Origin of the sequence: Streptococcus sp. ACS2 (assembly GCF_000525585.1) — a bacterium.
In the GTDB taxonomy this organism is placed as follows: domain Bacteria; phylum Bacillota; class Bacilli; order Lactobacillales; family Streptococcaceae; genus Streptococcus.
Genome location: NZ_JALT01000017.1, coordinates 1 through 2998 on the forward strand (window position 1 = coordinate 1; position 2998 = coordinate 2998).

Annotated in this window: 1 protein-coding gene; it reads left to right on the top strand. The window is 37.5% G+C overall.

The window, feature by feature from the left end; translation table 11 throughout:
* Positions 1–2748 (top strand): hypothetical protein (locus HMPREF1517_RS02670; protein WP_037599224.1); only part of this gene is annotated, 2748 nt, incomplete at its 5' end.
* Positions 2749–2998 lie beyond the last annotated feature (250 nt).

Sequence of the window (2998 nt, forward strand, 5' to 3'; positions counted from 1 at the left end):
CCTGCAGAATCGGCCACAGGCCAAACACGAGAAGCTGTAACTACAGACCGAGCTGCCAGTGAGGCTGCATCAGCAACCGCAGATACCAATAGTGAAACCAATGTTACTGGTGGTCAATATTATAGTGATAGCCTTGGTAACTGGTATTATAAGGATGCTAGTGGTAAGAACCTAACTGGTGCACAAAAAATCGATGGGATCAACGTTTATTTCGATGAAAATGGCATACAAGTCAAGGGAAACTTTTCAAAAAATAAACAATACTATGATGCAGATTCTGGTGCTCTTGTAACGGATTGTTATATTAATCATCTTGGTGGTGTTTACTATGTCGATAAAAATGGTGAACCATTAAAAGGCGCACAAACCATTCAAGGAAAACAAGTTTATTTCAATGATTACAACGGCCTTCAAGTTCGAGACGGATTTGCTAGCAATGAACACTTCTACGATAAAGATGGTAACCTTGTAACAGATAGCTATGTTTTTAGCACTAAATACAACTATAACAACACTATCTATCCTTTCTATGTTGATAAAAATGGCGACAAATTAAAAGGTGAACAAATCATCAATGGAAAATCTGTCTATTTCGATAAGTATGATGGAGCACAGGTGCGTAATAGCGTTGCTGACAATGGGCGTTTCTATGATCAAGATGGTAATTTAGTTGATCTAGGGAAAAAACACTACGTGTTCATCGATAACCATTGGTTCTATGTTGATGAAGATGGAAAGATACTTAAAGGTGAACAAGTCATTGATGGTGTGAAAGTTTACTTTACCCCTTATTACGGATATCAAATTAAAGGGGATTTTAATTCTGACGGCCAATTCTATGACAAGGATACTGGCGAGCTCGTGACAAACCGTTATATTCAATTAACACGCTACGAATCGAACGGCTCTATGGCTCCAACTCTAGAGACCCATTGGTATTATCTTGGGGCAGACGGAAAAGTGGTAACAGGTCCACAAGTTATTGACGGCGTTCGTGTCTACTTTAACTATAGAGGACACCAAGCAAAAGGAGACTTTGGCTACGATGGTTATTATTATGATAAAGACACTGGAGCACTCGTCAAAAATAGCTTTGTCTCCTTAGAGCAACCATCAGGAACCCTTATTTATTACCTCGATAACGAAGGCAATACAATTAAGGGAGAACAAATTATTAATGGTAAGCATCTCAACTTCGGTGAATACGGTATCCAAGTTAAGGGAAATTTCGCACCTAATGGACTTTTTTATGATGCAATTACAGGGGAACCTGTTACTAATCGTTATGTTCAAATCAATGACCAGAGTAACTCATATAATACCCTTGAAAATAAAGATAAATGGTTCTATATCGGTTCAGACTCTAAAGCTCTTAAAGGAGAGCAAGTCATTAATGGCGTAACCGTATTCTTTGACAAAGATGGGGTTCAAGCTAAAGGGATTTTCGCAGATGACGGTTTCTATTATGATAAAGATTCTGGAGCACGCGTTAATCTTGGCAACAATCAGTTTGTTCAAGTGAACGGTAACTGGTACTATCTTAATAACGAAGGTAAAATTGTAAAAGGTGAACAAGTCATTAATGGCAACAATTTTTACTTTGATAAAGATGGCAAGCAAGTTAAAGGGAACTTTGCTGAAAATGGAGCGTACTATGATGAAAATTCAGGAGTACAAGTAACCAATCGTTATGTTAACTTCAATAACAATTGGTATAGAATCGGTGCTAAAGGTACTCCTCTTAAAGGTGCCCATGTCGTTGATGGTCATAATGTTTTCTTTGACCAAGACGGTAAACAGATTAAGGGCGACTTCGCTTCGGATGGCTACTATTACAGTAAAAATTCAGGAGACCGAGTAGACTTAGGACAAAATCATTATCAAAACATAAACAATAATTGGTATTATATTGGTAATGACGGCAAACGCCTTACTGGTGAACAAGTCATTGATGGTGTCGAGGTCTACTTCGATAGTACTGGTAAGCAGGTTAAAGGAAACTTTGCTGAAAACGATTCATTTTACGATAAAGATAGTGGTGCCCGCCTTAAGGAACAATTTGTCGATTTGAATGGAAAGACTTATTATGTTGATGCTAAAGGCAAAAGACTTAGAGAAGGGGGAGTTCGAACTATCAATGGTAAAGAGTATACCTTTACGGGCGGTGCAGATCCCCACCTTGCTAGAGAAGAATTTCTATATCCTTACGGCTACTCTTCATTCTACGATTTGAATAACAAAGAAGTCAAAGGGCCTCAATTCGTTAAGGCCAAAAACGGTAATAGATATTACATTACCGCTTCTGGTCACGTCCCATTAGGGCTTCACATTATCAACGGAGAACTTTATATGTTTGATGCTCCGACAAATAAATATGCTGATGGTAGGGTTAGTGCGAATGGCTTGACTAAAGACTATTTCCCATCACTTATTCCTAATGGTAGCCATATCTATTACTTTGATAAGGAAACAGCTACTGCTATAAAAAATCAATATAAAGAGGTTAATGGTAACTGGTATTACTTTGGACCTAATTGGTATGCACTAACCGGTGAACAAACTATTGATGGGGCTCATGTCTATTTCCATAGAGATGGCAAACAAGCTAAAGGGGAACTAGTCACTGTAAATGATAAACTTCATTATTATGATCCTAACAGTGGTGCACGTACTGAGAACACTACCCTCACTATCGAAGGTAAGACCTACCATTTTGATGCTGAGGGAAATGGAAAACTCCTCAATTAGTGTAAGTGAGCAGTAAGCATTATGAAAAAGTAATTCCATCTTCCACTTTAAGAAAACTTTAGGCTTTGCTTTATATACTATAACCATCCTAAAACTTTTCTTTTTCATAATCTCCTAAATCCAGGGCATAGGTCCTGGATTTTTTTGTTTTTTAAGTTCCTATGACTGCAAAAATTGTGACATTTGACTTTCACTCACTTTACTATGTAATCGTTTTCTTATTTTTGTCTAAATTTCTTATATTTCCTTG